This window comes from Jeotgalibaca sp. A122 (assembly GCF_052266715.1).
In the GTDB taxonomy this organism is placed as follows: Bacteria; Bacillota; Bacilli; order Lactobacillales; family Aerococcaceae; genus Jeotgalibaca.
Window position 1 is genome coordinate 77,294 of sequence record NZ_JBQPRB010000001.1, and the last position, 22,780, is coordinate 100,073.

The following is a 22,780-nucleotide window of genomic DNA, read 5'->3' on the forward strand; positions in this document are numbered from 1 at the left end:
TATGGCTGATTACCAGCTTGCTTTCTTCATGCCAGGGATTTGTCCTTTATAAGCTAGTTCACGCAAACAAATACGGCACAATTTGAACTTGCGGTAAACAGAATGTGGACGGCCACAACGTTCACAGCGTGTATACTCTTGAGTTGAGAACTTAGCTGGACGTTTGTTTTTTGCGATCATTGATTTCTTAGCCACTTATCTTTGCTCCCTTCGCTTATTTTTGGAATGGCATTCCAAGTTGTGTCAATAATTCTTTTGATTCTTCATCAGATTTTGCAGTTGTTACGATAACAATATCCATACCGCGAACTTTATCAACTCTATCATAGTCGATTTCTGGGAAAATCAATTGTTCTTTAACGCCTAGTGTGTAGTTTCCACGTCCATCAAAAGAACGTTTGCTGATACCACGGAAGTCACGTACACGTGGTAATGAAACAGTAACTAGTTTGTCTAGGAAATCGTACATTCTTTCGCCACGTAGAGTAACTTTTGTTCCAATAGCCATACCTTCACGTAGACGGAATGCAGCGATTGATTTTTTCGCGTGAGTGATAACTGGTTTTTGACCAGAGATCAATGTTAGTTCTTCAACAGCTTTTTCTAAAGTTTTAGCGTTAGCAACTGCGTCACCAACACCCATGTTGATAACAATCTTTTCAACTTTAGGTACTTGCATCACTGAAGTATATTCAAATTTTTCCATCAATGATGGTGTAATTTCTTTAGTGTATTTTTCTTTCAATCGGTTCATTTAACGAAATCCTCCCTTCTTCAATAATTAGTCGATAATTTCGCCAGTCTTCTTAGCGAAGCGAACTTTTTTACCGTCTTCAACTTTGTAACCAACTTTAGTAGGTTCACCAGTTTTAGGGTCGATTAGCATCACGTTTGATACGTGAACGGAAGCTTCTTCTTCAAGAATGCCACCAGTCAAATTTGTTTGTGAAGCTTTACGGTGCTTCTTAACAATGTTGATGCCTTCTACGATGACACGGTCTTTCTTAGGCAAAGTTTTTAGGACAACGCCTTCTTTACCTTTGTCTTTACCAGTAATGATTTTAACTTTATCGCCAGTTTTTACGTGCATGAGTTGTTGCACCTCCTTCAATAATACGGTTTGTTATAACACTTCTGGAGCAAGGGAAACAATCTTCATGTAGTTGTTGTCACGCAATTCACGGGCAACAGGTCCAAAGATACGTGTTCCACGTGGGCTCTTGTCGTCACGGATGATTACACATGCATTTTCATCAAATTTAATGTATGAACCATCTTTACGGTGTGCACCAGATTTAGTACGCACGATAACGGCTTTAACAACTTCACCTTTTTTGACAACACCACCGGGTGTAGCTTGTTTAACTGTTGCGACAATTACGTCGCCGATGCTAGCAAACTTGCGGCCTGAACCACCTAGTACTTTAATAGCTAGAACTTCTTTCGCACCAGAGTTATCAGCAACTTTCAAACGAGATTCTGTTTGTATCACTTCAGTTTCCTCCTTCCGGATCAGGAATAATTTCTTATTTTATTAGATAATTACGGATTCTTCAACGATATCCAGCAAACGGAAATGTTTCGTTGCTGACAACGGACGAGTTTCCATAATTTTAACGATATCACCAAGTTTAGCTTGATTGTTTTCATCATGTGCTTTGTACTTTTTAGAGTAACGCACACGTTTGCCGTATGTAGGATGTGTTTTGTATGTAGATACTTCTACAACAATTGTTTTATCCATTTTATCGGAAACAACTTTTCCTTGGTAGACTTTACGTTGATTACGTTGTTCAGTCATTTATAAGTCTCCTCCTTTGCTGAATTACTGATTTTGCAATTCTTGCTGACGCAATACTGTTTTAATGCGCGCAATTGATTTGCGAACTTCTTTAAGGCGGGCAGTATTTTCAAGTTGCCCTGTAGCAAGTTGGAATCGTAGATTGAAAAGCTCTTCTTTAAAAGCTTGTTCCTTTTCAATCATTTCAGCAGTGGATAATTCTTTGATTTCATTAGCCTTCATTCGATTCACCACCAATTTCTGTACGTTTTACGATTTTAGTTTTGATTGGCAATTTGTGTGATGCCAAACGCAAAGCTTCGCGTGCTACTTCCTCAGGAACGCCGCCAACTTCAAACATGATTTTGCCGCGTTTTACTGGAGATACCCAACCTTCAGGTGCCCCTTTACCTTTACCCATACGAACGCCGATAGCTTTGGATGTGTAAGATTTGTGAGGGAAGATTTTAATCCAAACTTTCCCACCACGTTTCATGTAACGAGTCATAGCAATACGAGCTGCTTCGATTTGACGGTTAGTGATCCATTTTGAATCAACTGCTTGCAAACCATATTCGCCGAAGACGATTTCTTTTCCGCCTTTAGCTTCTCCGCGCATTTTTCCACGGAATTCACGACGGTGTTTTACACGTTTAGGTACTAACATTGGTTATTTCCCTCCTTTCTCTGATTCTTTACGAGCTGGTAATACCTCTCCACGAGAAATCCAAACTTTAACGCCTAGTTTTCCGTAAGTTGTATCAGCTTCTTCCCATGCATAGTCAATGTCCGCACGCAATGTATGCAATGGAACAGTTCCTTCTGAATGGATTTCTTTACGAGCCATATCTGCACCGTTCAAACGACCTGAAACCATAGTTTTGATACCATGTGCTCCAGCTCTCATTGTACGTTGGATAGCTTGTTTTTGTGCACGACGGAAAGCAACACGATTTTCCAATTGTTTTGCAATTCCTTCAGCAACAAGTTTAGCGTCCAAATCAGCTCTTTTAATTTCTACGATGTTGATGTGAACACGTTTGTTAGTTAAAGCGTTAAGGTTTTTACGTAGTTTTTCAACTTCGGAACCACCTTTACCGATAACCATACCAGGTTTTGCAGTGTGAACAGATACGTTAACACGGCTAGCTGCACGTTCAATTTCTACACGAGAAACTGAAGCTTCGCTTAGGTTTTTAGCGATATATTCACGGATTTTCAAATCTTCATGCAAGAAATCAGCGAAATCTTTTTCTGCGTACCATTTAGCATCCCAGTCGCGGATAATGCCTACACGCATTCCGATTGGATTAATTTTTTGACCCACAGATTATCCCTCCTTCTTTTCTGATACCACGATAGTGATGTGGCTCGTACGTTTTAAGATTGGTGAAGCAGATCCTTTTGCACGAGGACGGAACCGTTTCATTGTTGGTCCTTCGTTAACATAAGCTTCGCTTACTACCAAGTTTTCGATGTCTAAATCATAGTTATGTTCTGCATTCGCAATAGCTGACATTAACACTTTTTCTACTGCTGGTGAAGCAGCACGTGGTGTGAATTTCAAGATGGAGATTGCTTCTCCAATGCTCTTGCCTCTGATAAGATCGACTACAAGACGAACCTTCCGAGGTGCGATGCGAACAGTATTAGCAGTTGCTCTCGCAGCTGTGATTTGTTCTGCCATTATTATTCCTCCCCTCGTAATTAACGACGTCCTGTTTTCTTATCGTCTGCCGCGTGTCCGCGGTATGTTCTTGTAGGAGCGAACTCCCCTAATTTGTGTCCAACCATATCTTCTTGAATATAAACTGGAACGTGTTTTCTTCCGTCATATACTGCGATTGTTTGGCCGATGAATTGTGGGAAGATTGTAGAACGACGTGACCAAGTTTTGATAACTTGTTTTTTCTCGCTCTTAGATGCAACTTCCACTTTTTTCATAAGATGCTCATCGACGAAAGGTCCTTTTTTCAAGCTACGACTCATGGTGAAGCCTCCTTTCGAATCTCTTCGGTTTCATGTCTAATTTAATGATTATTTTTTACGTCCACGTACGATTAACTTGCTTGATTTAGCTTTCTTGTTACGAGTTTTCAAGCCAAGTGCAGGTTTACCCCATGGAGTCATAGGTGATTTACGTCCGATTGGTGCTTTACCTTCACCACCACCGTGTGGGTGATCGTTAGGGTTCATTACAGAACCACGAACTGTAGGTCTTTTACCTAACCAGCGGTTACGTCCTGCTTTACCAATGTTAATCAATTCGTGTTGTTCATTACCTACTGTACCGATTGTTGCACGGCAAGTTGAAAGAATCATACGAACTTCGCCTGAGTTCAAACGAACTAGCGTGTATTTTTCTTCTTGTCCTAAAACTTGGGCAGAAGTACCAGCTGAACGGATCAATTGACCGCCTTTGCCTGGTTTCATTTCAATGTTGTGGATGAAAGTACCAACTGGAATGTTTTTCAATGGTAAAGCATTCCCTACTTGGATATCAACATTGTCCCCTGATTCAATTTTTTGGCCAACTTGAATGCCTTTAGGTGCGATGATGTAAGTTTTAACACCGTTTGTATAATGGATTAGTGCGATGTTAGCTGTACGGTTTGGATCGTACTCGATAGCAGCAACAGTTCCAACTAGTCCGTCAGTGTTACGTTTGAAATCGATAATACGGTATGCACGTTTGTGTCCACCAGCTTGGTGACGCACTGTGATTTTACCTTGGTTGTTACGACCAGCGTGTTTGTTGTTTTTTTCCAACAAAGTTTTTTCAGGTGTTGTTTTCGTAATTTCTGCGAAATCAGAACCTGTCATATTACGACGGCCGTTTGTGGTAGGTTTGTATTTCTTGATCGCCACGTTGTTTTCCCTCCTATATATTAATGTGGGTTTTTAAATGGTTCTTATTCTTCGTCGAATAATTGAATTGCGTTTGATTTTTCAGTCAAAGTCACAATTGCTTTACGGCGTTTTTTAGTATAACCGGAGTAACGGCCCATACGTTTAAGTTTACCGCGAACGTTCATGATGTTAACTTTCTCAACTTCTACATCAAACAATTTTTCAATTGCTTGTTTTACGTGAGTTTTGTTAGCACGAACATCTACTTCAAAAGTATATTTCTTGTCGTCCATTACCAGCATTGAAGCCTCAGTAATCACTGGACGTAGAATAATATCATGTAATTCCATTATTGAAGTGCCTCCTCTACTTTAGAAAGAGCAGCTTGTGTTAGAACCACTTTGTTGTAAGATACGATATCCAAGACATTCAATCCGTCTTCTCCGATAACTTTTACAGTTGGAAGATTACGTGCAGCCAATGCTGCGAAGTCGTTGTCGTTTTCTAGAACTACCAATACTTTGGAGTCAACATTTAAGTTAGTTAACACTTTTGCGAATTCTTTTGTTTTTGGTGCATCGAAAGCTAATTGGTCAACTACGATCAAGTTTCCTTCAGCAACTTTTTCTGAAAGAACTGATTTAAGAGCTAAGCGACGAACTTTCTTGTTTAGTTTATATTTGTAAGAACGAGGTGTTGGTCCAAAAACCACTCCACCGCCAACCCATTGTGGTGAACGGATAGATCCTTGACGAGCACGACCTGTTCCTTTTTGACGCCAAGGTTTACGACCGCCACCGCGAACTGCACTACGGTTTTTAACAGCGTGTGTTCCTTGTCTTAATGAAGCACGTTGCATAATGATTGCATCAAATACAACACTTTCGTTTGTTTCAATTCCGAAGATTTCTTCGTTTAAAGTTACTTCGCCAATTGTTGTTCCATCTTGTTTAAATAGGCTTACGTTAGGCATATTTCTCGTTCCTCCTTTCTATGATACTTATTTAGCAGCTTTACGAGCTGAACGAATTTCAATCAATGATTTTTTAGATCCAGGTACGTTTCCTTTAATAAGGATTACGTTTTTCTCTAGGTCGACTTTAACAATTTCAAGGTTTTGGATTGTAATACGATCCCCACCCATTTGTCCAGCCAATTTTTTGCCTTTAAATACGCGTGACGCATCAGAAGCAGATCCCATTGAACCAGGACGACGGTGGTAACGAGAACCGTGAGACATTGGTCCACGAGATTGTCCGTGACGTTTGATTACGCCTTGGAAACCGTGTCCTTTAGATGTACCAGTGACATCAATGATGTCGCCTGCTTGAAATACATCTACTGTAATTTCATTTCCTACTTCGTACTCTCCCAGCTCAACATCTTTGAATTCCTTAATGAAGCGCTTAGGAGCAGTTTTTGCTTTTGCTGCATGACCCTTAGCAGGTTTGTTTGACAATACTTCACGTTTGTCTTGGTAACCTAATTGAACTGCTTCGTATCCGTCAGTTTCTACAGTTTTAACTTGTAGAACTACGTTAGGAGTAGCTTCAATAACTGTTACTGGTACTAATTCACCATTTTCAGTAAAGAATTGTGTCATACCTACTTTTTTGCCTAAGATTCCTTTGGTCATGGTAACACCTCCGTTGTTTTATTAGTTTTTTTATTATTTGGGTTAACGATAAATTATAGTTTGATTTCGATGTCTACGCCAGATGGTAGATCCAATTTCATCAAAGCATCAACAGTTTTGCTTGTTGGGTTAATGATGTCGATCAAACGTTTATGAGTACGCATTTCGAATTGTTCACGAGAATCTTTGTATTTATGTGGTGAACGAATTACTGTGTACAAGTTTCTTTCAGTCGGCAATGGAATTGGACCTGAAACAGACGCTCCTGTTCTTTTTGCCGTTTCCACGATTTTATCTGCTGATTGATCTAGTGCACGATGCTCGTAAGCTTTCAAACGAATACGAATCTTTTGTTTTGCCATGTTATTTCCCTCCTTCGTCAAATGTAAATCATAAGACTAGCTCCACGAAAATTTCCGGCCTCACCCGCCGTGGCAAAGCGTCCGGGCGTGTCGCAACCTCTCGTTTCTTAGCTAGGTCCCTTATACAGGGTACCCATGTGTTATTGCTTCTGCAATTTCACACTTGATTAGTATACAGGTTCCTGAAAATAAATGCAAGTCATTTTCTGAAAAAAATCCGATATTTTTTTATTTTTTTGCGAGTAACAGATTTTGTTAGTTTTCCAACAAAAAAGAGACTATTTTCTATCACTAGAAATAATCTCTTCCTATTATATATTACTTTTTTAACTCACCTACAGCTTTGAACCCCATACACCACCCTTACAGACAAAAATAACCCCCCAACAAAATGTAGGGGGTTATCTAGATTTAACAATTATTGAAACGGATCCATTTTTTTCTCTGCTTCCGTTTTGTTTGCTGTACCTGGCATCTTGTTTGCTTCTTCTTGGATTTTGCGGTCAAAACGATCCAATTGGTGTTTAGCAAAGTCCCGTCCGCCTAAACCAAATGCTAGAGCGAAAGCGACTGCCAAACCACCAATGACAAATAGGAAAGCTGTATTGACAATGCTTGATGCAAATTGTAATTGATCAAGTGTCATGAAAACTGCCATCACATAAACGATGTATTTAACGATTTCACCAGTCAATTGGCTTCCAGTTGAATCCTTGATGAAGGAGGATAATGCATTTCCTCCGAAGATTCCAATCCCTAAAATCACGATGGCAATCAAAACGGATGGTAGATATGCAATGATCGCAATACCGATTCTATTGAGAATCTCAAGATTCAGAACGTTCAACGCTTCAACAACGAAGAATATCATTAAAACTGTTTGAACGATGCGCGTAATGATTGTTGATAACTGCATCTGTGGCGAATTTTTAGATAAATATCTAGAATATTTATTTATACCGGAACTCGCCAACAGGCCTTCTAGTAAATCACCTAACAATTTGGCAATTAATCCTCCGGCAATCAATAAGATGATCGCAACGAGAACGTTAGGTATTGCTGCTAAAACTTGATTTAAGACATTTACAATTGGTTCGGAAATTGATCTAATTTCCAATGTTTCAAGCGCAATTGTAATAACTGGTATAAGAATTACCACGAATACTGTATTGGCCAAAACGCGGGCAATCGTAAAACGATTGCTTTCTACTTCAGCAGCAGACGTTTGACCTGTTTTTTCAACATACTTTTTCAAATAACGGTCGATGTTGACTGTTTCCAACAGATTTTGGACAAGTTCTTTAACGAACTTAGCAACAAAGTAACCGATAGCCAATATGACAATTGCGGCGAATAACTTCGGCAAGAATGCCAAGAAGCCATCAAACATGTTCGTGATCGGAACTGCGATATTGGATAACCCGATTCGAGCGAGGATACCTGGAATAAAGAATAACCAAATCAGATAATAAAGAACTAAACCGATTGACTCAATCATCCGATCACCATCATCAGATGTATTTACTACACCCCACTTCATCAATTTCTGATTAAAGTTGATGGCGTGCAATCCTTTAGTAACACCTTTTTTTACTAAAGTAGCAAGAACCCAAGCTAGTACAAGTAGCAAAATGGCGCCTAATATACTCGGGAGAAATGCAACAAATGATGTCCAGATACCTTCCAATGAATTTGTAAATTGATTCATGGCTTTCTTCCTCCTTAAATAATTTTAATAAATACTTATTACAAGTGTATTGTAACGAAAAAATAAATGAAAATGAAATAATAACCCTTTATCTAAAAAGCATCAGGAAGCATAAATTCCTGACGCAAGTATTACCATCCATTATGGAAGATTGCGCGGATCGCGGTCTACGAAATCATCATTTTCTAACGGAGGATCCGTTCTCATGTCATTCGTCGTTAGGTCCGGTGTTGTTGCATTTCGCATATTATCATTTCTCATAAGTGGATCCATCGGCACATTGTCTTTTAGAATTGGATCAGTCGGGGGAATATGTTTACCATCATCATCTTCTACCAATACCACAACCTTGCCAGCAGCTAAGTCGTTTCGATATTCTTGTAAAGGATCATCGGCATCTTCCATAGTTGGATCACTGTAGCCTTCATCTGTGTACTCATTAAAAGTGAAAGCATCTTTTAATTTTTCCCAGAAGGAACGCTCATCGTCCCTCATCTCTTCTTTAGCTTCTTCGGTGGAAACCACTTCAGCGTCCATAGTGAACGGTATCGAATTTCTGACGGCCTTGTCCGCTACGACTTCGATATCATCACGTCCATAGCCTTGATCTTTTAGCCTTTCGACTTCCCTCATCGCTTCGTCGACACTTACATACGTTCCTACTAATCTTTTACTCATGAAGATTACCTCCTTGGTTATTAAAAGTTTAAGCTCCTGGAACACTTTTAGTATAGCGAGTATTCGACTCCGTTTGCAAGCGATACCACTTAGTTACCCTTTTCGCTTTCATAGAAAAATGCACAAAAAAAGAAAGCAAAGAGCGAACTCTTTGCTTTCTTTTGGAATTAGCGAATGAATTATCCTTCGATTGAAGAAACAACGCCGGATCCAACTGTACGTCCACCTTCACGAATTGAGAAACGAGTTCCGTCTTCAATAGCGATTGGGTGAATCAATTCTACAGTCATTTTAACGTTATCCCCAGGCATAACCATTTCCACGCCTTCTGGCAATTGAACAACACCAGTTACGTCAGTTGTACGGAAATAGAATTGTGGGCGGTAGTTAGTAAAGAATGGAGTATGACGTCCACCTTCTTCTTTAGACAATACGTAAACTTCAGCAGTGAAGTTAGTATGAGGTGTGATTGTACCTGGTTTAGCAAGTACTTGACCACGTTGGATATCATCACGTTGAACACCACGTAGCAATGCACCAATGTTGTCGCCAGCTTCAGCGTAATCCAACAATTTACGGAACATTTCAACACCAGTTACAGTTGATTTCATAGTTTCTTCTTCAATACCAACGATTTCGATTTCATCGCCGACTTTGATTTGTCCACGTTCAACACGACCTGTAGCAACAGTACCACGACCAGTGATTGAGAATACGTCCTCAACTGGCATCATGAATGGTTTGTCAGTGTCACGAGTTGGAGTTGGGATGTAAGTATCTACAGCTTCCATCAAGTCCAAGATTTTTTGTTCGTATTCTTCAACGCCTTCAAGAGCTTTCAAAGCAGAACCTGCGATAACTGGAGTGTCATCACCAGGGAAGTCGTATTCTGACAATAGGTCACGAACTTCCATTTCTACCAATTCAAGCAATTCTTCGTCGTCAACCATATCCATTTTGTTCAAGAAAACAACGATGTATGGAACACCAACGTTACGAGACAATAGGATATGCTCGCGTGTTTGTGGCATTGGGCCGTCAGCAGCAGATACTACCAAGATAGCACCGTCCATTTGAGCAGCACCAGTGATCATGTTTTTAACGTAGTCCGCGTGACCTGGGCAGTCCACGTGAGCGTAGTGACGGTTAGCTGTTTCGTATTCTACGTGAGAAGTGTTGATAGTGATTCCACGTTCTCTTTCTTCTGGAGCGTTGTCTACTGAAGCGTAGTCAACTGCTGCTCCACCGAAGTGTTTTGCCAAAACAGTTGTGATTGCTGCTGTTAGAGTTGTTTTACCGTGGTCAACGTGTCCAATAGTACCAACGTTAACGTGTGGCTTGGAACGGTCAAATTTTTCTTTTGCCATTATTGATTTCCTCCTCGAAAAGGGTGTTTTTATTTTTTATAGACTTCTGCAATTTCAGAGTCGCCTAACAATATAAAGTATACCGATTGCGACCCAAAATTGCAATATTTCAAACTAGTTAAGGAAATGATTACTCAGCGTTTTTACCACTTTTAGCAATAATTTCTTCTTGTATAGCTTTAGGAACAGCTTCATAATGATCAAATGTCATTGTAAATGTTCCACGTCCTTGTGTAGCGGAACGAAGTGTTGTTGCGTAACCGAACATTTCTGACAAAGGAATAGTTCCTTTAACGATTTGTGCGTTACCACGTGCAACCGTACCTTCGATACGTCCACGACGTGCACTTACGTGTCCCATAACATCTCCTAAATATTCTTCAGGAACTGTTACTTCTACAGCCATCATTGGTTCCAAAATAGCAGGGTCAGCTTTCTTAGCAGCGTTACGCAATGCTAGGGAAGCAGCAACCTTAAATGCTGTTTCAGAAGAATCGACGTCATGGTAAGAACCATCATATAGTTTAGCCTTAACGTCAACCAATGGATAACCAGCAAGAACACCGTTTTCCATTGAGTCTTTCAAACCTGCTTCAACTGCTGGAATGTATTCACGAGGAACAACCCCACCAACGATAGCATTTTCGAATTCAAAGCCAGCGCCTTCTTCGTTAGGTGAAAATTCAATCCAAACGTGTCCGAATTGTCCTTTACCACCTGATTGACGAACGAATTTACCTTCTGCTTCAACGCTCTTACGGAATGCTTCACGGTAAGATACTTGTGGTGCACCAACTGTAGCTTCAACCTTGAATTCACGTTTCATACGGTCAACAATGATATCCAAATGCAATTCACCCATACCAGCGATAACTGTTTGACCAGTTTCTACGTTTGTAGAAGCGCGGAAGGTTGGATCTTCTTCAGATAGTTTTTGTAGAGCGACACCCATTTTATCTTGGTCAGCTTTTGATTTAGGCTCAATAGCAACTTCGATAACTGGTTCCGGGAATTCCATTGATTCTAGGATAATTGGGCGTTTTTCGTCACACAATGTATCACCAGTTGTTGTATCTTTCAAACCAACTGCTGCTGCGATATCACCGGAGAATACTTCGGAGATTTCGCTACGGCTGTTCGCATGCATTTGTAGGATACGTCCTACACGCTCACGTTTACCTTTTGTAGCATTTCGGATGTAAGATCCTGATTGCAATGTACCTGAGTAAACACGGAAGAATGTTAGACGACCAACAAATGGGTCTGTCATAACTTTAAATGCTAGAGCTGAAAACGGCTCTGAATCATCTGAATGAACAGCAATTTCTTCGTCAGTATCAGGAATTGTACCTGTAATAGCAGCAACATCAGTTGGTGCTGGTAGGTAATCAATAACAGCATCCAACAATAGTTGAACACCTTTGTTCTTGAACGCTGATCCACATAGTACTGGATAGAACTCAACATTGATTGTTGCTTTACGGATTGCAGCTTTTAACTCAGGAATTGAAATCTCTTCACCTTCAAGGTAACGTTCCATCAATTCTTCGTCTGTTTCTGCAACAGCTTCGATCAATTTTAGGTTCCATTCTTCAGCTAGTTCTTGGTACTCAGCTGGAATGTCTTCTTCGTGGTAATCAGTACCATCTTCAGAGTCATAAATTTCAGCTTTCATTTCTACCAAGTCAATGATACCCGTGAAGTTATCTTCAGCTCCAATAGGTAATTGGATTGGGTGAGCATTAGCTTGTAGACGTTCATGAAGCGTACCATTTGAGTACAAGAAGTCAGCACCAATTTTGTCCATTTTGTTAATGAAAACAACACGAGGAACACCGTATGTAGTTGCTTGACGCCAAACTGTTTCAGTTTGAGGTTCAACACCAGATTGTGCATCCAACAATGCTACTGCACCATCAAGAACACGTAGAGAACGTTCTACTTCAACCGTGAAGTCCACGTGACCAGGAGTATCGATGATGTTTACACGATAGTCTCTCCATTGTGCTGTTGTTGCAGCAGAAGTAATTGTAATACCACGTTCTTGCTCTTGTTCCATCCAGTCCATTTGCGCCCCACCATCGTGAGTTTCACCAATTTTATGGATTTTACCAGTGTAATAAAGGATACGTTCAGTTGTCGTTGTTTTACCAGCGTCAATATGAGCCATAATCCCTATGTTTCTTGTTTTATCAAGAGTGAATTCTCTTTTTCCCATCTGCTTCATACACCTCTTTCAGTTAGTATTTTACAAACTATACTTTACATGAAATGGGTAGATATTACCAACGATAGTGAGCGAAAGCTCTGTTAGCGTCTGCCATTTTATGTGTGTCTTCACGTTTCTTAACTGAAGCACCTGTATTGTTTGCTGCATCCATGATTTCTTTAGCTAATCTTTCTTCCATGGTATCTTCACCACGTAGACGAGAGTAGTTAACTAACCAACGTAGTGCTAGAGCTGTACGACGTTCTGGACGAACTTCAACAGGCACTTGGTAGTTAGAACCCCCTACACGACGAGCTTTTACTTCCAAAACAGGCATGATGTTTTTCATAGCTTGTTCATAAACTTCAATTGGTTCATTACCAGTTGATTCTTTGATGATGTCAAATGCATTATATAAAATAGTAGCTGCTTTTCCACGTTTACCATCAACCATCAAGCGGTTGATTGTGCGAGTAACCAATTTAGAGTTGTAAATTGGATCTGGCATTACTTCACGTTTAGCGACTGGACCTTTACGAGGCATACTGACTCCTCCTTTCTCGAATATATTAATTTTTTAGGTTTTTAGATTATTTTTTTGCTGCTTTAGGTTTTTTAGCACCGTATTTAGAACGTGATTGCATACGACCGTTTACACCAGCTGTATCCAAAGCACCACGAACGATATGGTAACGAACCCCTGGTAAGTCTTTTACACGTCCACCGCGGATAAGTACCACGCTATGTTCTTGTAAGTTGTGACCAATACCTGGAATGTAAGCTGTCACTTCTAGAAGGTTTGACAAACGTACACGCGCATATTTACGCAAAGCCGAGTTAGGTTTCTTAGGAGTCATAGTACCAACACGCGTACATACACCACGTTTTTGAGGTGAGTTAGTGTTAGTAGCTGATTTCTTGAAGCTATTATATCCTCTTCCCAAAGCAGGAGAGTTAGATTTTTCAATAGCAGATTTACGAGGTTTGCGAACTAATTGATTAATTGTAGGCATTATTTTTCCTCCTTCCTCAATTCATAATTTTTCTTGGTCCACACATCCAGGTGGTCCATTTTTGTTAAAAAATAAATAATCGAATGGAAATTCGACTTTACAAGTGTGTGTGAATGGATGCCGTCAGTCAGCACGACTGAAGTTTGCTTTCAGGAAACTGCGCATAAATTCACCTTTGCAATAATAACACGAAAAAATAGGTTCGTCAACAAAACCTGAAACTTTTTTTACAAAAAAAACTGCCACTTCACGTGACAGTCTTTTTAAGGTGACTATTAGCCTTCAATGTTACGCATAGTTGGGAATAGTAAAACGTCACGGATTGATTGGCTGTCTGTTAACAGCATAACCATCCGGTCGATACCAATTCCTAAACCGCCTGTCGGTGGCATACCATGTTCCAATGCTTCAAGGAATTCCTCATCCACGCCATGCGCTTCATCGTTTCCTTGTTCTTTTTCAACAGCTTGCGCTTCGAAGCGTTCGCGTTGGTCGATTGGATCTGTCAGCTCTGTAAAGGCATTTCCATATTCTTTACCCATAATGAAGAACTCAAAACGATCAGTGAAACGACCATCTTCTTCGTTTTTACGTGCCAATGGTGAAATAGAAGTTGGATGTCCGTAAACGAATGTTGGTTGAACCAAGGTATCTTCTACAAACATTTCAAAGAACTCATTGACTACGTGGCCAAATGTCATATGTTCAGTTACTTCAACATTATGTTCTTTGGCAAGTGCACGTGCTTCCTCATCAGTCATTTCTTGCCAGAAGTCTACACCTGTTTGTTCTTTAATTGCGTCAACCATGTGTTTACGCGCATAAGGTCCTGCCATGTTCAGTTCAATGCCATCATAAGAGATGCTCGTTGTTCCTTTAACGGTTTGCGTAACTTCTTCGAACAAACCTTCTACCAATTCCATTACATCATAATAATCCGTGTAAGCCGTATACACTTCAATCATTGTAAATTCTGGGTTGTGTGTTGTATCGATTCCTTCATTACGGAAAACGCGGCCGATTTCATAAACTTTTTCCATCCCACCGATAACAAGACGCTTCAAATGCAATTCCAGTGCGATACGCATATACAATTCCATATCCAAAGCGTTATGGTGTGTGATAAATGGTTTTGCTGTTGCTCCACCTGCCAAGTTGTGAAGAACCGGTGTTTCAACTTCCAAGTATCCACGGTCATCTAGATAGTGACGGATTTCAGAAATGACACGGCTACGTGTTACAAAACGATCAAAACTGTCTTTATTACTGATTAAGTCTAAGTAACGTTGACGGTATTTTTGTTCCACGTTTGTTAAACCGTGGAATTTATCTGGTAGTGGACGCAGTGCTTTAGTCAAATGAACAAATTTAGTTGGTTTAACAGTTACTTCACCCGTATTTGTCTTCATTACTTGACCTACTACCCCAACAATATCGCCTAGGTCGGCGTGGTCAAACACGTCATAGTCCGCTTCACCGACTGTATCTTTACGGACATAGATTTGGATGCGGCCTTGGCTATCTTGAAGATGAGCAAAACCAACTTTTCCTTTTCCACGTTTTGTAACGATACGGCCTGCGATAGCCACTTCCACGTCTTGTTCTTCGATTTCTTCTTTTGATAAACCATCGTATGTGTCATGCAATTCTTGGGACAAGTGTGTCCGTTTGAAACCATTGCTGAAAGGTTCGTTCCCTTGTTCACGCAAATTTTGCATTTTTTCACGGCGGATGATTAATTGGTCATTCATTTCTTCGAGATTTTTTTCTTGACTCAAAAAGGTCACTCCGTTCTAACTTTCGTTTTCTGTCTAATCTATATTGCCAAGAAATGATTCAAATTGCAAGATGTCTGGCAAAATTATCATCATTCTTTTTGGTGAATCACCGTTTTACTGAAAAAATGTCGATGAATCAATCTGATCCATCGACATCTTACCGTCTATTCCTTAAATTGCTACAACCGTCTTGCCTCGACCAAGTCGTTTGGCAATCTCTATGGCACCTGCAACAGCAGCTCCGGTAGCATCACTAACCAACAACCCTTCTTCTCGGGCCAATCGTTCAACAATCTCGTGGGCTTCATCCGCTTTGATGCGAATCACGCCGTTATAAAGTGTTAACTCCAATAGTGGCGGAATAAAGCCATACCCCATACCTACAAGTGTATGTTCACCTTCTACCCCGCCACTCAGTGATTGGGACTCTTCTGGTTCAACAGCGAAAATTTCCACATTTGGATTTTCTGTACGTAGAGCCCGCCCTACTCCTGTCAACGTGCCGCCGGTTCCAACGGATGCAACGAAAGCATCCACCGATTTTGCACCTAAAGCGTCAATAATTTCAGGTCCCGTGGTAGCTTCATGCATCGACGGATTCCCTTGGTTGGTAAACTGAGCTAGATAATAGTAATTTTCGTTCTTGGCAATTTCTTCAGCTTTTTTGATTGCCCCTGACATCCCTTCTGTAGCGGGTGTGTACAGAAGTTCGGAACCATACTTCATGACTATGGCTTCAATAGCGGGACTCAATCCTTCCGGCGTGACCAAGATACTGCGGTATCCTTTTGTTGTAGCCAACATGGCCAAGGAAATAGCAGCATGCTGATCAACCGCGTCCACAATAGTAGAATCTGGACCTATTGCCCCTGCTTCTTCAGCTATTTCCAATAAATTCAACATCACGCGATCTTTGGAACTGCCTGCAGGGTTTTGGGACTCCAGTTTCAAATAAATAGTAGCTGCTCCTTGTGGTACAACCGATTTCAGTTGAATAAGTGGTGTTTCGCCAATTTGTGACGTCAAAGACTTGATAATCACTGCCATCCGAATTCCTCCTTACTAATTTGCGTTCAGTAATTCAGTCAACTCTTCTTCAGAATAATTGTATTTCGTTTCGCAGAATTGACAAACAACTTCTGCACCATGATCTTCTTCGATAATAACCTGCAATTCCTCTTTACCAATCGCAGCAAGGCCATTTTTGAAGCGCTCGTGTGAGCAATCGCATTTAAATTGTACTGGCATCTTTTCAATGAAATGGACATTTTCTTCCCCTACAATACGGTGTAGGATGTCTTCAGGCTTAGCACCTTTTTCCATTAAACGGGAAACAAGCGGCAAATCAGCAAGGTTTTTCTCAATGGATGCAATGGCTTGGTCTGATGCATCCGGCATTACTTGAATCATGAATCCTCCTGCCACTTTAATGGAATCATCCGTATCAACCAGCACACTCAACCCCACTGCTGAAGGAATCTGTTCCGAGTTCGCCATATAATAGGTGAAATCTTCACCAAGTTCACCACTCACAATCGGTACTTGGCCAGAGAAAGGTTCTTTTAATCCTAAGTCTTTGATAACGGTCATCGTACCTTCTGTACCCACTACTGCGCGTACATCCAATTTACCATTTTCGTTCAACGGAAGGCTAACATGAGGATTTTGGATGTAGGCTTTTACATTACCACTACCATTTGCATCGGCAATGATCCGACCACCCAAACCATTCCCATTAATAATTACCGTCATTTTTTGATCGCCTTTCAAACCTGTTGTTGCAACCAACAGTGAGCCGACCATTGTTCTTCCTAATGCTGCTGAAGATGCACTCCACGTATCATGGCGTCTCTGCGCTTCGGCAACCGTTTCTGTTGCGTCAAGAGCGTAAACCCGGAATTGACCTTCGTAAGCCAATCCTTTAATTAAATAATCCGACATTATATACCTCCAAAATTGCGATTCTATATTTATTTTACTATAGGCCGAACAAATAAAAAACATATCCGCTCGATTCAAAAATAAATGGAGCTGGGAAATAACTCCCAGCCCCCTCTATTTAACCGAATATTTGCTTCGTAAACGTGCTCAAAAGGCAGCCCCGGCGTCACTTCACGAATAATGCTCAGATGGTCCGGGGCTAAAAGCCTTTTTCCCACTCTCAACTTTTTTATTTTTCTTCTGAATTTGCTTCTTCCTCAGGAGTTGCTTCTTCACTTAATTCTTCACGTTTTTCAGCCACTTCTTCTTGGTGTTCAGCTCTTTCAGCTTCTTTCTTTTCACGTTGACGTTTCGTCTCTTCAAAAGATGCTGCTGTTTCACTTGGGTATTCTTCACTGCTGTTTTTAGCAGGCATTTCGCCTGTTTCAAAAAGACTCTTGATTGTTTTCTCATCCAATGTTTCAAGCTCCAGCAGTTTTTCAGCAATCAGATTCAGTTGTGAACGGTGTTCAGTAATAAGTTCACGTGCTTTATCGTGTGCCTCACCCATGATACGGCGTACTTCTGAATCGATTTGGTAGGCGATATCTTCTGAGTAAGCACGTTTGGAACCATAATCACGCCCAACGAATACTTGGCTATTGCCTTCATATTGGACCGTACCTAATTTATCGCTCATTCCATATTCCGTTACCATGCTGCGAACTAGGGCTGTAGCTTGTTGGAAGTCATTACTTGCTCCAGTTGTTTGTGCATTGAAAACAATCTCCTCTGCCAAACGCCCACCGAGTAACCCAACAACTTGTTCAAACAGTTCTTCTTTCGTCATTAAGAAACGGTCTTCTTTAGGAAGCATGATGGCATAACCACCAGCACGACCACGAGGAACAATCGTAACCTTATGCACAGTACGAGCATCGCTCAAGACCATCCCAACAACCGTATGACCCGCTTCATGGTAGGCTACCATCTCACGTTCACGTTTGCTGATGACTTTGTCTTTCTTGGCAGGACCAGCAATAACGCGGTCATGCGCTTCGTCAATATCCAACGCATCGATTTTCACTTTGTTGCGACGAGCAGCTACTAGAGCAGATTCGTTCAACAAGTTTTCCAAATCCGCACCTGAGAAACCAGGTGTCTGTTGCGCAACAATTTTCAAATCAACATCATTTGCTAGTGGTTTGTTACGTGCATGAACTTTAAGTATTGCTTCACGGCCCTTAACATCCGGACGACCAACCAAAATTTGACGGTCAAAACGGCCAGGACGAAGTAAAGCAGGATCCAGAACATCAGAACGGTTAGTTGCGGCAATAACGATGATTCCTTCATTTCCTTGGAAACCATCCATCTCCACCAACAATTGGTTCAGGGTTTGTTCACGTTCATCATGACCCCCGCCCATTCCGGCTCCACGTTGACGACCCACTGCATCAATTTCATCAATAAAGATGATGGCTGGAGCAGCTTTTTTAGCATTTTCGAATAAATCACGGACACGGCTCGCACCGACACCAACGAACATTTCCACAAATTCTGACCCGGAAATTGAGAAGAAAGGTACGCCAGCTTCACCAGCTACTGCTTTAGCAAGCAATGTTTTACCAGTTCCTGGAGGTCCTTCCAAAAGAACACCCGCTGGGATACGCGCTCCCAAAGCGGTAAAACGACGTGGATCTTTCAAGAACTCAACAACTTCAACAAGTTCTTGTTTTTCTTCATCGGCACCAGCAACATCAGAAAAACGAACTTTAACATTTTTCTTGGACATATCTTCAGACTTCGTTTTACCAAAGTTCATGACATTACGTCCACCGCCACCTTGGTTACCACCTTGTCCCATCATCATGTACATAAAGAATACAAAAATAATCAATGGTAGAATTGTGAATAAAAGGCTGATCCAAGCTCCAGATTGATCTTGTTCCAAAATGGTAAGATCAGTATCCGTTTGTTCCGCTAAATCACCGATTTTGCTAAGGGTTGTATCATTCGGTAATACACGCGTACGGAATGTTGTCGTGGACAAGTTTGTATCATCAAACAAAATCAAGTCACTTGCACTTGATTCACTTGTCACTTCTCGCTCTTCGCGATACTCACCGACGATATCCCAAACACCGGCACCTGGTTGCATCGTGAAGTCCTTGATTTCTTCATTTTCTAAATCACGGATAAATTCCGATGATGTGACTGCTTGGTTCGTCTGGTTCCCGACACCTCTGGTCATCATTGTGACAACACCGATGACTGCCAGGAAGATTAGAATCCAAAAGCCACTACTTTTGAAAAAATTACTGTTTTTTTTCATTTGACCCTCCTTGCAGATACTATGCCTAGCAGGCGTATATCTAATTTTCTGTAATCATTCAATTTCTTTATAAATGTATCTAGGTCATCATATCATAACTGACCTATTTTAACTATCGATTTTACTTGTAAACTTCTTCTTTTAATACACCTACATAAGGAAGGTTTCTGAATCTTTCGATATAATCCAAACCGTAGCCAACTACAAACTCATTTGGCACATGAATCCCTACCCAATCCGCTTCTAAATCAACAGCACGGCGCTCTTTCTTGTCCAAAAGCGTTACGATTTTAATGGATTTTGCTTTACGATAACGGAAAATATCAATTAAATAACTCAATGTACGGCCAGTATCGATAATGTCTTCCACGATCAAAACATCGCGGCCTTCAACGGAAGTATCCAAATCCTTGATGATTTTAACATCACCACTGGATTCCATTTCTGCACCGTAGCTGGTAACGTCCATAAAGTCCAATTCCAAATCGCATTCCATCGCACGGGACAAATCAGTCATGAACATGACGGCACCTTTTAAAATACCAATAACCAAAGGGTACTTATCTTTGTATTCCTCTGTTAAAGTCTTCCCTAATTCTTTCGTTACCTTGGCAATTTCTTCTTCTGTGTATAATACTTCTTTAATATCTGGATGTATCATGTCGCACCTCGTTTATATTTATTTTTTTAAGTCGTAATCGCCGATTTCATGGAGCCAAATTGAGGTGGCGTAACCGGGTACGAGTAAAATCTTACCGCTATAATCAGTTACTACCCACGCTTGGTCCCTATCTTCGTTCGGAATTTTGTTATCGATGAAAATTCTGGCTATTTTTTTTGTAAAAGGCTGTTTTTTGTTTAGTTGAATGGCGTCCCCATGCTGCCAATTTCGAACGATCAAGGGAAGTACCACTTCTTCTGCTTTTAGTCGTGCGATGGTTCCATTTTCCGACGCATATGTAGAAGATAAAAACAAACCTATTTTACCATTAAATGGTAATTCTAACCATTTATTTAGTTCCAATTCTTGATTAAATTGTAATTTGTTTAATTTAGCCGTTTCAGTCAATTTAAAAGTGATTAAATCATAGCGTCTCTGAACAGTACCACCAATAAGTGCGATTTCCGCTTGTGGTTTTCCTGCCACCATCAAATCCAGGAGTTGCTGGGTATGTTGCCGTTGTGTCGTCGCTTCCCACACATTGGTCAAAAAATAACTGAGAACCAAGCGCTGCATTGCTGGTGGTTGCTCAAGGAATGCCTGGATGGATAACACCCAATCCTTTCCGTTTTTCTGAAAAAGTTGTTTAGATGCTTCTTTTATAACTGGTGTTGCAACGCTCAGTAAATCCGATAATTCATCCGAAAATTCACCAAAGTGGCGCGCAGCCTGTTCATTCTCCTGCTTCAACAAAGGGACGATGGTATTACGGAAGCGGTTGCGGGTATAGTCCGAGCTGAAATTGCTCTCATCCTCCCGGAATGGAACCGCATGTTCCGCACAGTACGCATACAGTTCCTTTTTCTCAAAGGCAAGTAAAGGTCTTACCAAATGACCAGTCGCAAAAGAACGAATTCTTTGAATGCCCGCATAGCCCGGTAAGGTACTTCCTCTTGCCAGTCGCATCAAAATGGTTTCCATCTGGTCGTCCGCATGATGTGCGGTTAAAAGGAGTTTGCTGTTTGTGGTTGCCATTTGTTCTTTGAAAAACTCATAACGGAATGCCCGCGCTGCTGCTTCGATGTTACTTTCGGGATGCTCAGTCCAGTGTTTGACTTCAAGTTTCAAATGGTGTTCTTCACAATAATTGTGCACCAGTTGATAATCTTTTTCCGCTTCCGTCCGCAAGTGATGGTGGATATGGAGCACGGTCATTTCCGGTCTTTCATTAAATGGTAACTGTTGCATGGCATGCAGCAAGGCCATTGAATCCACACCACCGGAAACAGCCAACAATACTTGGTCCCCTGCTTGCCAATAACCATGGAAAGCATTGGCTGTTCGAAGTACTTGCGTAAGAGTCATCCTGCCCACCTTCCTTTCGTCAGTTGCTGAAAAAGAAAAAAGAGGCGGAACAAATAGGCTTTCACCCTCGTTCATCCTCTTGTTATAGACTTAATTAGTTACGTCTACCGCCACGTCCGCCACGTTTACCTTCAGTGTTGCGTTTCAATGAAGTCAAGCGATCGTCGCTCTCTTTCAAAAAGGCGCTCATTAAAGAATCAAAGCCTTCTTTTTTAGGTTCTTTGGCCTGTGGTGCACGATCACGGTAGTCTCTTCCTTTATTGTATGAAGGACGGTCTTCTCTTGGTTTGTTATAAGATGACGTGCTGCGTGGAGCTGGTTTGTGTTCACGTTGTGGTTGAGAACCTTCTTCTGTATTTTCTTGCGCCTTGCGAATTGATAATCCAATCTTTCCATCTGGTGCAATAGTTAACACTTTAACGTTTACTTCATCTCCAACACTTAGGACATCATTAATATCCTTTATGTAGCTATCGGAAATTTCACTGATATGGACAAGTCCTGTCTTTCTATCTCCTAAATCGATGAATGCTCCAAAATTTGTAATACCAGTTACTTTCCCTGCTACAATCGTACCAACCTCAATTGACATAAAAAAAGTGTTCCTCCTTAGATTTTTGTATGCTTATTATAGCATGTTACTTCTTTAAATAGTAGTTGCGAAATCAGTTTTCGCCTTCAACTTGGCTTGCTGCCTTGCTTTGGTTGTCTTCAGGCAAACTAAAGATGATTTCATTGTCTTTACTGAAATAATAGCGACTACGTGCTAATTTAGCAACGTATTCATCATCCTGCAACAGCCCCACCTGGACATTCAAGCTTTGGTTTTCTTTTTCCAATGCTTTTTTTTCTTTTTTAGCAACTGCAATTTGATCTTCCACTTCGCGAATATGTTCAATATTACCCATCAAGTTATAGCCCAATGGTAGTAATAATCCCGCTGCAAAAATGGCCAAACCAGTTTTTCTTCTTCTGGCTTTTTTGGATTGTAAGGTTGTCTGTTGTTTCTCTAAACTTTTTTCAAGCGTATAGTCATTATAAATTTGCGTAATGTTTTGTTGTATCGGTTCATTCTTTTTCCTGTTTCCTAGCATGGTATGATCCCTCCAAGCTGACCG

General features: G+C 40.8%; 29 protein-coding genes. All 29 read right to left on the reverse strand.

Going from position 1 to position 22,780, the window contains the following annotated elements:
• Window positions 1-9: 9 nt before the first annotated feature.
• The 29 genes from ACTU7M_RS00410 to ACTU7M_RS00550 all read right to left on the reverse strand — a co-directional run bounded on the left by ACTU7M_RS00410 (window position 10) and on the right by ACTU7M_RS00550 (window position 22,756).
• The gene (locus tag ACTU7M_RS00410) at window positions 10-195 is read right to left on the reverse strand and encodes a type Z 30S ribosomal protein S14 (RefSeq protein ID WP_076768503.1); all 186 of its coding nucleotides are present in this window, start codon (window positions 193-195) and stop codon (window positions 10-12) included.
• Between the two features lie 19 nt (window positions 196-214).
• A complete protein-coding gene (rplE, locus tag ACTU7M_RS00415) occupies window positions 215-754 on the reverse strand; it encodes a 50S ribosomal protein L5 (protein ID WP_443472392.1) in 540 nt (179 codons plus the stop codon).
• 27 nt (window positions 755-781) lie between these two features.
• The gene (gene rplX / locus ACTU7M_RS00420) at window positions 782-1,090 is read right to left on the reverse strand and encodes a 50S ribosomal protein L24 (RefSeq protein ID WP_443472393.1); all 309 of its coding nucleotides are present in this window, start codon (window positions 1,088-1,090) and stop codon (window positions 782-784) included.
• A gap of 33 nt (window positions 1,091-1,123) precedes the next feature.
• Entirely contained in the window at window positions 1,124-1,492 is a 369-nt protein-coding gene (gene rplN / locus ACTU7M_RS00425; protein ID WP_443472394.1) for a 50S ribosomal protein L14, read from the reverse strand.
• A gap of 42 nt (window positions 1,493-1,534) precedes the next feature.
• Window positions 1,535-1,801 (reverse strand): 30S ribosomal protein S17, encoded by a 267-nt coding sequence (rpsQ, locus tag ACTU7M_RS00430; RefSeq protein WP_443472395.1) that lies wholly within the window; start codon window positions 1,799-1,801, stop codon window positions 1,535-1,537.
• 24 nt (window positions 1,802-1,825) lie between these two features.
• A complete protein-coding gene (gene rpmC / locus ACTU7M_RS00435) occupies window positions 1,826-2,023 on the reverse strand; it encodes a 50S ribosomal protein L29 (protein ID WP_443472396.1) in 198 nt (65 codons plus the stop codon).
• The gene (gene rplP / locus ACTU7M_RS00440; protein ID WP_443472397.1) at window positions 2,013-2,447 is read right to left on the reverse strand and encodes a 50S ribosomal protein L16; all 435 of its coding nucleotides are present in this window, start codon (window positions 2,445-2,447) and stop codon (window positions 2,013-2,015) included. The genes rpmC and rplP overlap by 11 nt, the downstream gene beginning before the upstream one ends.
• 3 nt (window positions 2,448-2,450) lie before the next feature.
• A complete protein-coding gene (gene rpsC, locus ACTU7M_RS00445) occupies window positions 2,451-3,107 on the reverse strand; it encodes a 30S ribosomal protein S3 (RefSeq protein ID WP_443472398.1) in 657 nt (218 codons plus the stop codon).
• Window positions 3,108-3,110: 3 nt separating this feature from the next.
• A complete protein-coding gene (rplV, locus tag ACTU7M_RS00450; RefSeq protein WP_443472399.1) occupies window positions 3,111-3,467 on the reverse strand; it encodes a 50S ribosomal protein L22 in 357 nt (118 codons plus the stop codon).
• Between the two features lie 20 nt (window positions 3,468-3,487).
• On the reverse strand, window positions 3,488-3,769 hold the full coding sequence (gene rpsS, locus ACTU7M_RS00455) for a 30S ribosomal protein S19 (RefSeq protein WP_443472400.1): 282 nt from the start codon (window positions 3,767-3,769) through the stop codon (window positions 3,488-3,490).
• Between the two features lie 48 nt (window positions 3,770-3,817).
• The gene (gene rplB / locus ACTU7M_RS00460; protein ID WP_443472401.1) at window positions 3,818-4,648 is read right to left on the reverse strand and encodes a 50S ribosomal protein L2; all 831 of its coding nucleotides are present in this window, start codon (window positions 4,646-4,648) and stop codon (window positions 3,818-3,820) included.
• Window positions 4,649-4,692: 44 nt separating this feature from the next.
• Window positions 4,693-4,980, reverse strand: a complete 288-nt coding sequence (rplW, locus tag ACTU7M_RS00465; protein WP_443472402.1) for a 50S ribosomal protein L23 — start codon at window positions 4,978-4,980, stop codon at window positions 4,693-4,695.
• Window positions 4,980-5,603 (reverse strand): 50S ribosomal protein L4, encoded by a 624-nt coding sequence (gene rplD / locus ACTU7M_RS00470; RefSeq protein WP_443472403.1) that lies wholly within the window; start codon window positions 5,601-5,603, stop codon window positions 4,980-4,982. The genes rplW and rplD overlap by 1 nt, the downstream gene beginning before the upstream one ends.
• A 27-nt stretch (window positions 5,604-5,630) precedes the next feature.
• Window positions 5,631-6,266, reverse strand: a complete 636-nt coding sequence (gene rplC, locus ACTU7M_RS00475) for a 50S ribosomal protein L3 (RefSeq protein WP_443472404.1) — start codon at window positions 6,264-6,266, stop codon at window positions 5,631-5,633.
• Between the two features lie 53 nt (window positions 6,267-6,319).
• Window positions 6,320-6,628, reverse strand: a complete 309-nt coding sequence (gene rpsJ / locus ACTU7M_RS00480) for a 30S ribosomal protein S10 (RefSeq protein WP_166063120.1) — start codon at window positions 6,626-6,628, stop codon at window positions 6,320-6,322.
• Window positions 6,629-7,046: 418 nt separating this feature from the next.
• Window positions 7,047-8,336: a mechanosensitive ion channel gene (locus tag ACTU7M_RS00485; protein ID WP_443472405.1), complete on the reverse strand. Its 1,290-nt coding sequence runs from the start codon at window positions 8,334-8,336 to the stop codon at window positions 7,047-7,049.
• Between the two features lie 141 nt (window positions 8,337-8,477).
• Window positions 8,478-9,014: a general stress protein gene (locus tag ACTU7M_RS00490; protein WP_443472406.1), complete on the reverse strand. Its 537-nt coding sequence runs from the start codon at window positions 9,012-9,014 to the stop codon at window positions 8,478-8,480.
• A gap of 179 nt (window positions 9,015-9,193) precedes the next feature.
• Entirely contained in the window at window positions 9,194-10,381 is a 1,188-nt protein-coding gene (gene tuf, locus ACTU7M_RS00495; RefSeq protein ID WP_443472407.1) for an elongation factor Tu, read from the reverse strand.
• A 130-nt stretch (window positions 10,382-10,511) separates the two neighbouring features.
• Entirely contained in the window at window positions 10,512-12,599 is a 2,088-nt protein-coding gene (fusA, locus tag ACTU7M_RS00500) for an elongation factor G (protein WP_443472408.1), read from the reverse strand.
• Between the two features lie 64 nt (window positions 12,600-12,663).
• Window positions 12,664-13,134, reverse strand: coding sequence for a 30S ribosomal protein S7 (gene rpsG, locus ACTU7M_RS00505; RefSeq protein ID WP_443472409.1), 471 nt, complete (start codon window positions 13,132-13,134; stop codon window positions 12,664-12,666).
• Window positions 13,135-13,180: 46 nt separating this feature from the next.
• Window positions 13,181-13,603 carry a 30S ribosomal protein S12 gene (rpsL, locus tag ACTU7M_RS00510; RefSeq protein ID WP_443472410.1) on the reverse strand — a complete coding sequence of 141 codons (423 nt, stop codon included), beginning with the start codon at window positions 13,601-13,603 and terminating at the stop codon, window positions 13,181-13,183.
• A 275-nt stretch (window positions 13,604-13,878) separates the two neighbouring features.
• On the reverse strand, window positions 13,879-15,354 hold the full coding sequence (gene lysS, locus ACTU7M_RS00515) for a lysine--tRNA ligase (RefSeq protein ID WP_443472810.1): 1,476 nt from the start codon (window positions 15,352-15,354) through the stop codon (window positions 13,879-13,881).
• Window positions 15,355-15,552: 198 nt separating this feature from the next.
• Window positions 15,553-16,428 carry a PLP-dependent cysteine synthase family protein gene (locus ACTU7M_RS00520; protein ID WP_443472411.1) on the reverse strand — a complete coding sequence of 292 codons (876 nt, stop codon included), beginning with the start codon at window positions 16,426-16,428 and terminating at the stop codon, window positions 15,553-15,555.
• Window positions 16,429-16,443: 15 nt separating this feature from the next.
• On the reverse strand, window positions 16,444-17,322 hold the full coding sequence (gene hslO, locus ACTU7M_RS00525; protein WP_443472412.1) for an Hsp33 family molecular chaperone HslO: 879 nt from the start codon (window positions 17,320-17,322) through the stop codon (window positions 16,444-16,446).
• A gap of 229 nt (window positions 17,323-17,551) precedes the next feature.
• The gene (gene ftsH / locus ACTU7M_RS00530) at window positions 17,552-19,636 is read right to left on the reverse strand and encodes an ATP-dependent zinc metalloprotease FtsH (protein ID WP_443472413.1); all 2,085 of its coding nucleotides are present in this window, start codon (window positions 19,634-19,636) and stop codon (window positions 17,552-17,554) included.
• A 121-nt stretch (window positions 19,637-19,757) separates the two neighbouring features.
• Entirely contained in the window at window positions 19,758-20,297 is a 540-nt protein-coding gene (gene hpt, locus ACTU7M_RS00535) for a hypoxanthine phosphoribosyltransferase (RefSeq protein WP_443472414.1), read from the reverse strand.
• A gap of 18 nt (window positions 20,298-20,315) precedes the next feature.
• A complete protein-coding gene (tilS, locus tag ACTU7M_RS00540; protein WP_443472415.1) occupies window positions 20,316-21,662 on the reverse strand; it encodes a tRNA lysidine(34) synthetase TilS in 1,347 nt (448 codons plus the stop codon).
• Window positions 21,663-21,756: 94 nt separating this feature from the next.
• Window positions 21,757-22,254, reverse strand: a complete 498-nt coding sequence (locus ACTU7M_RS00545; RefSeq protein WP_443472416.1) for a S1 domain-containing RNA-binding protein — start codon at window positions 22,252-22,254, stop codon at window positions 21,757-21,759.
• Window positions 22,255-22,327: 73 nt separating this feature from the next.
• Complete coding sequence (locus ACTU7M_RS00550; RefSeq protein ID WP_443472417.1) at window positions 22,328-22,756, reverse strand: FtsB family cell division protein; 429 nt, start codon at window positions 22,754-22,756, stop codon at window positions 22,328-22,330.
• Between the last annotated feature and the right edge of the window lie 24 nt (window positions 22,757-22,780).

Bases quoted from the DNA above. Each gene is read 5' to 3' on its own strand.
- rplV (WP_443472399.1), bottom strand. From the start codon at position 3,467: ATGGCAGAACAAATCACAGCTGCGAGAGCAACTGCTAATACTGTTCGC.
- hslO (WP_443472412.1), bottom strand. From the start codon at position 17,322: ATGTCGGATTATTTAATTAAAGGATTGGCTTACGAAGGTCAATTCCGG.
- rplP (WP_443472397.1), bottom strand. From the start codon at position 2,447: ATGTTAGTACCTAAACGTGTAAAACACCGTCGTGAATTCCGTGGAAAA.
- rplD (WP_443472403.1), bottom strand. From the start codon at position 5,603: ATGCCTAACGTAAGCCTATTTAAACAAGATGGAACAACAATTGGCGAA.
- tuf (WP_443472407.1), bottom strand. From the start codon at position 10,381: ATGGCAAAAGAAAAATTTGACCGTTCCAAGCCACACGTTAACGTTGGT.
- lysS (WP_443472810.1), bottom strand. From the start codon at position 15,354: ATGAATGACCAATTAATCATCCGCCGTGAAAAAATGCAAAATTTGCGT.
- rpsS (WP_443472400.1), bottom strand. From the start codon at position 3,769: ATGAGTCGTAGCTTGAAAAAAGGACCTTTCGTCGATGAGCATCTTATG.
- ACTU7M_RS00520 (WP_443472411.1), bottom strand. From the start codon at position 16,428: ATGGCAGTGATTATCAAGTCTTTGACGTCACAAATTGGCGAAACACCA.
- rplE (WP_443472392.1), bottom strand. From the start codon at position 754: ATGAACCGATTGAAAGAAAAATACACTAAAGAAATTACACCATCATTG.
- ACTU7M_RS00550 (WP_443472417.1), bottom strand. From the start codon at position 22,756: ATGCTAGGAAACAGGAAAAAGAATGAACCGATACAACAAAACATTACG.
- rplX (WP_443472393.1), bottom strand. From the start codon at position 1,090: ATGCACGTAAAAACTGGCGATAAAGTTAAAATCATTACTGGTAAAGAC.
- tilS (WP_443472415.1), bottom strand. From the start codon at position 21,662: ATGACTCTTACGCAAGTACTTCGAACAGCCAATGCTTTCCATGGTTAT.
- ACTU7M_RS00545 (WP_443472416.1), bottom strand. From the start codon at position 22,254: ATGTCAATTGAGGTTGGTACGATTGTAGCAGGGAAAGTAACTGGTATT.
- rpsL (WP_443472410.1), bottom strand. From the start codon at position 13,603: ATGCCTACAATTAATCAATTAGTTCGCAAACCTCGTAAATCTGCTATT.
- rplW (WP_443472402.1), bottom strand. From the start codon at position 4,980: ATGGAATTACATGATATTATTCTACGTCCAGTGATTACTGAGGCTTCA.
- rpsQ (WP_443472395.1), bottom strand. From the start codon at position 1,801: ATGACTGAACAACGTAATCAACGTAAAGTCTACCAAGGAAAAGTTGTT.
- rpsG (WP_443472409.1), bottom strand. From the start codon at position 13,134: ATGCCTCGTAAAGGTCCAGTCGCTAAACGTGAAGTAATGCCAGATCCA.
- rplC (WP_443472404.1), bottom strand. From the start codon at position 6,266: ATGACCAAAGGAATCTTAGGCAAAAAAGTAGGTATGACACAATTCTTT.
- ftsH (WP_443472413.1), bottom strand. From the start codon at position 19,636: ATGAAAAAAAACAGTAATTTTTTCAAAAGTAGTGGCTTTTGGATTCTA.
- ACTU7M_RS00490 (WP_443472406.1), bottom strand. From the start codon at position 9,014: ATGAGTAAAAGATTAGTAGGAACGTATGTAAGTGTCGACGAAGCGATG.
- ACTU7M_RS00485 (WP_443472405.1), bottom strand. From the start codon at position 8,336: ATGAATCAATTTACAAATTCATTGGAAGGTATCTGGACATCATTTGTT.
- fusA (WP_443472408.1), bottom strand. From the start codon at position 12,599: ATGGGAAAAAGAGAATTCACTCTTGATAAAACAAGAAACATAGGGATT.
- hpt (WP_443472414.1), bottom strand. From the start codon at position 20,297: ATGATACATCCAGATATTAAAGAAGTATTATACACAGAAGAAGAAATT.
- rpmC (WP_443472396.1), bottom strand. From the start codon at position 2,023: ATGAAGGCTAATGAAATCAAAGAATTATCCACTGCTGAAATGATTGAA.
- rpsJ (WP_166063120.1), bottom strand. From the start codon at position 6,628: ATGGCAAAACAAAAGATTCGTATTCGTTTGAAAGCTTACGAGCATCGT.